Here is a 3,938-nt window from a genome sequence, read left to right as displayed (position 1 = left end):
AGCGGGGGGGGGGCGCGCGCGCGCGGGCCGGCGGGGCCGCGCCCGCGGAGGCTCAACACCCCCCCCCCCCACGACCCCACCCCGCCGCGCCCCCCCCCGGGCCCCCGTACGGCCTTCGGCCGTGTCCTCAAACGCCGGACGGGCTGAAAACCCCTACCGCCCGACCTCCTTGCTCACCAGCGCCACCGCCTCGTCCACGTCGTCCGTGACGTGGAAGAGGAGCAGGTCGCGCTCGCTCGCCTTGCCGCCCGCGACGACCGAGTCCTTCAGCCAGTCGACGAGGCCCTTCCAGTACGCGCTGCCGAACAGCACGATCGGGAAGCGGGTGACCTTGCGGGTCTGCACCAGGGTCAGCGCCTCGAAGAGCTCGTCGAGGGTGCCCAGGCCGCCGGGCAGGACGACGAAGCCCTGCGCGTACTTCACGAACATCGTCTTGCGGACGAAGAAGTACCGGAAGTTCACGCCGATGTCGACGTGCTGGTTGAGCCCCTGCTCGAAGGGGAGCTCGATGCCGAGGCCGACCGAGACGCCCTTCGCCTCCCGGGCGCCCTTGTTCGCCGCCTCCATGGCGCCCGGGCCGCCGCCCGTGATCACCGCGAAGCCCGCCTCGACGAGCGCCCGGCCGAGCCTCACGCCCGCCTCGTACTCGGGCGAGTCGGGCTTCGTCCGGGCCGAGCCGAAGACGCTGATGGCGCTCGGCAGTTCGGCGAGCGCGCCGAAGCCCTCGACGAACTCGGACTGGATCCGCATGACCCGCCAGGGGTCGGTGTGCACCCACTCCGAGTCGCCCTCGGTGTCGAGCAGCCGCTGGTCCGTGGTGCCCGGCTGGACCTGGTCCCTGCGCCTCAGCACCGGTCCGAGGCGCTGCTCCTCCGGCTTCGCCATTCCCTCGGGACTGCCCATGGCCTGCTCCCTCCGCCGATCCACGATCGATGCTCGATCTTCTTGCTCTTGGGTCAGCGTAGGACTACTGAGGTGACGAAATGCGAAATTACGGGAGACGGGCGGTCAGCCAGTCGTGGAGCCGTGCCTCGCAGTGGTGGATCCGGTCGACGTGCACGTGCTCGTCCCGCTTGTGCGCGTAGAACGGGTCGCCGGGGCCGTAGTTGACCGCGGGCACGCCGAGCGCGCTGAAGCGGGACACGTCGGTCCAGCCGAACTTCGGCATCGCGTGGCCGCCGACGGCCTTCATGAACGCGACGGCGGCCGGGTGCGAGAGGCCGGGCAGCGCGCCGGGGCTCTCGTCGTCGACGACGAACTCGGCGATGTCGCAGTCCGCGAAGACCTCGCGGACGTGCGCCAGCGCCTGCTCCGGCGAGCGGTCCGGCGCGTAGCGGTAGTTGACCGTGACCGAGCAGGCGTCGGGGATGACGTTGGTGGCGACGCCGCCCTCGATCGCGACCGCGTTGAGGCCCTCGTGGTACTCCAGGCCGTCGATGACCGGCTTGCGCGGCTCGTACGCGGCGAGGCGGGCGAGGATCGGCGCGACGGCGTGGATGGCGTTGGAGCCCATCCAGGAGCGGGCGGAGTGGGCGCGCTCGCCGGCCGTGCGCAGGATGACGCGGAGGGTGCCCTGGCAGCCGCCCTCGACCTGCCCGTCGGAGGGCTCCAGCAGGACGGCGAAGTCGCCCTCCAGCCACTCCGGGTGGGCGGCGGCGATCTTCCCGAGGCCGTTGAGGTCGGCGGCGACCTCCTCGTTGTCGTAGAAGACGAAGGTGAGGTCGCGGTTGGGCTCGGGGACGGTGGCGGCGATCCGGAGCTGGACGGCGACACCGGACTTCATGTCGGAGGTGCCGCAGCCCCACAGGACGCCGTCCTCGTCGAGCCGGGAGGGCACGTTGTCGGCGATCGGCACGGTGTCGATGTGGCCGGCGAGGACGACCCGCTCGGCGCGGCCGAGGTTCGTCCGGGCGACGACGTTGTTGCCGTACCGGTCGACGCTGAGGTGGGGCAGGGCGCGCAGGGCCTGCTCGATCACGTCGGCGAGGGGCTTCTCGGTCCCGCTGACGGAGGCGAAGTCGACGAGGGCGGCGGTGAGCGCGGCCCCGTCCTGGTCGAGGTCGAGCGGGGTCTCCCGTGCGGTGATGTCAGCCATATGCCGACCCTAACCCGGCCTCCAGTACGGTGGGCCCCGTGTCCGACTCCCCCCGCCCCGCCCGACGCGGCCGACTCGCCCGTTCGGCCGCCGCCCTCGCCGTCCTGTGCGGCCTCGCGTCGTACATCGCCGTCCATCAGGTGACCGGCAGCAAGGGCGCGCCCCGGTGCGCCGTGGGCAGCGGGGACAACCGGTACGAGTTCACCCCCGAGCAGGCGTCGAACGCGGCGACGATCGCGGCGGTCGGGACCTCGCGGGGGCTGCCCGAGCGGGCGGTCACCATCGCTCTGGCGACCGCGCTCCAGGAGTCGGCGCTGCGGAACATCGAGCACGGCGACCGGGACTCGCTCGGCCTGTTCCAGCAGCGGCCGTCGATGGGCTGGGGCACGCCGGAGCAGATCATGGACCCGGTGTACTCGGCCGGGAAGTTCTACGAGGGCCTGGAGAAGGTCCCGGGCTACTCGCGGATGCCGCTGACGGTGGCGGCGCAGAAGGTCCAGAAGAGCGGCTTCCCGCAGGCGTACGCCAAGCACGAGCCGGACGCGACGCTGCTGTCCGCGGCGCTCACCGGGCGGGCCCCGGCGGCGCTCTCCTGCACGGCCGACCTGAAGGACGGCCGGTCCGGCGACCCCGCCCTGGTCCGTACGGAACTGGTCCGGGCCTTCGGCGAGTCCGCCGCGCCCACCTCCGTCTCCGGCGGCGCCAGCGCGGGCCGCTCGGCGGCGGAGCCGGCCGTCCTCGTCGTGCCCGTCCGGGACGGCGGGGAGCGGCGCGGCTGGGAGCTGGCGCAGTGGGCGGTGGCCCGGGCGGACGCGCTGCGGGTCGCGGAGGTCGCGTACGGGGACCGGGTCTGGCGCGCGGACGACTCGGGCGGCGGCTGGGAGCCGGTGGAGTCCTCCTCCTCCCCCGCGTCCACGGTCCGCCTCCGTCTCACGCGCTGACGAGGACTTCCCCCGCCGTTCCGCCTCTCTCCCCTCGTCTCCCCGTCTCTCCCGTTCCGCCCATGAAACCCGGTGGACCCGTCGGTCCACGGGGTGGACTGGTGTGCGGTGGGGTCGCCCGGAGCGGGGATCGGCCGTGTGGGGGAAGCCGGTCCGGCCAGGGGGCGCGTGGGGCGCTCGGGGAGCTTGGGGCGCAAGAGGAGTGACGGTTCGGCAGCGCGGGGCGCGCGGCGACGTTCGTCCGCTTTCCTCCCCACCCGACAATACGACGCATTGCCCAGCCTTTACCTTCGACGCCCGCAACCTCCCCGGCCCCCGGCTCGGTTGTGCAGCCCGCAGACGCAAACGTCCTCACCGTCTCTCCGTCGAAGGAGCACCATGTCCCTCCCCCTGACCCGCCGGATCGCCCGTGTCGCCCTGATCGTCGCGGCCGGCGCAGCCCCCGTGGTCGGTGCGGCCGGCTCCGCGAGCGCCCTGGACCAGGGCCTCGCACCGACCGGCGCGCTCGGCGGCCTGACCGCGCTCGACGCGGCCGACGCGGGTTCGGCCGTCGACGGTGCCGCGCGGACCACGACCGGCGTCGCCGGGGCGACCGGCGGCGAGGCCGTCGGCACGGCCGTCCCGGCCGCCGGAGCGGCCGTGGGCGCGGCCGGCAAGACCGCCACCCCGGCGGCCCAGCAGATCGCGGGCGAGACCGCGGGCAGCGCCGGCCAGGCGCTGGGCGACACGGCCGGTGCGGCCGCCGAGAGCACCCCCGCGGGCGGCGCGCTGGGCGGCGCCCCGGCCGGCCAGATGCTGGGCGGCCTGCCGATCGGCTGAGCCGGCGGCGCACACGCGGAAGGGCCCGGGGGGCCCCGCGGCCGGGGCCGGCCCCGGGCCCGGTGCCGCGCGGCGGGCGGGGC

At 74.6% G+C, this 3,938-nt stretch carries 4 protein-coding genes; 2 read left to right on the top strand and 2 right to left on the bottom strand.

Translation table 11 applies throughout. The annotated features are described in order from the left end of the window. Nucleotides 1-153: 153 nt before the first annotated feature. The gene (locus tag ACFW1I_RS28010; RefSeq protein ID WP_384675060.1) at nucleotides 154-903 is read right to left on the bottom strand and encodes a TIGR00730 family Rossman fold protein; all 750 of its coding nucleotides are present in this window, start codon (nucleotides 901-903) and stop codon (nucleotides 154-156) included. An 88-nt stretch (nucleotides 904-991) separates the two neighbouring features. Next, nucleotides 992-2,095 (bottom strand): succinyl-diaminopimelate desuccinylase, encoded by a 1,104-nt coding sequence (gene dapE / locus ACFW1I_RS28005; protein WP_384675058.1) that lies wholly within the window; start codon nucleotides 2,093-2,095, stop codon nucleotides 992-994. 29 nt (nucleotides 2,096-2,124) lie between these two features. On the opposite strand from dapE, the gene ACFW1I_RS28000 reads away from it, so the two are divergent. Continuing rightward, nucleotides 2,125-3,036 carry a hypothetical protein gene (locus ACFW1I_RS28000; protein WP_384675056.1) on the top strand — a complete coding sequence of 304 codons (912 nt, stop codon included), beginning with the start codon at nucleotides 2,125-2,127 and terminating at the stop codon, nucleotides 3,034-3,036. Between the two features lie 378 nt (nucleotides 3,037-3,414). Further along, the gene (locus ACFW1I_RS27995; RefSeq protein WP_384675054.1) at nucleotides 3,415-3,855 is read left to right on the top strand and encodes an ATP-binding protein; all 441 of its coding nucleotides are present in this window, start codon (nucleotides 3,415-3,417) and stop codon (nucleotides 3,853-3,855) included. Nucleotides 3,856-3,938: the final 83 nt, after the last annotated feature.

The sequence above is a fragment of the Streptomyces sp. NPDC058955 genome (genome assembly GCF_042741435.1).
Lineage (GTDB): Bacteria > Actinomycetota > Actinomycetes > Streptomycetales > Streptomycetaceae > Streptomyces.
The sequence above is the reverse complement of the archived record's forward strand: the minus strand, read 5'-3'. Positions and strand labels throughout refer to the sequence as shown.

Excerpts from the sequence above, each read along its gene's own strand:
- ACFW1I_RS28010 (WP_384675060.1), bottom strand. The coding sequence starts at position 903 with ATGGGCAGTCCCGAGGGAATGGCGAAGCCGGAGGAGCAGCGCCTCGGA.
- dapE (WP_384675058.1), bottom strand. The coding sequence starts at position 2,095 with ATGGCTGACATCACCGCACGGGAGACCCCGCTCGACCTCGACCAGGAC.
- ACFW1I_RS27995 (WP_384675054.1), top strand. The coding sequence starts at position 3,415 with ATGTCCCTCCCCCTGACCCGCCGGATCGCCCGTGTCGCCCTGATCGTC.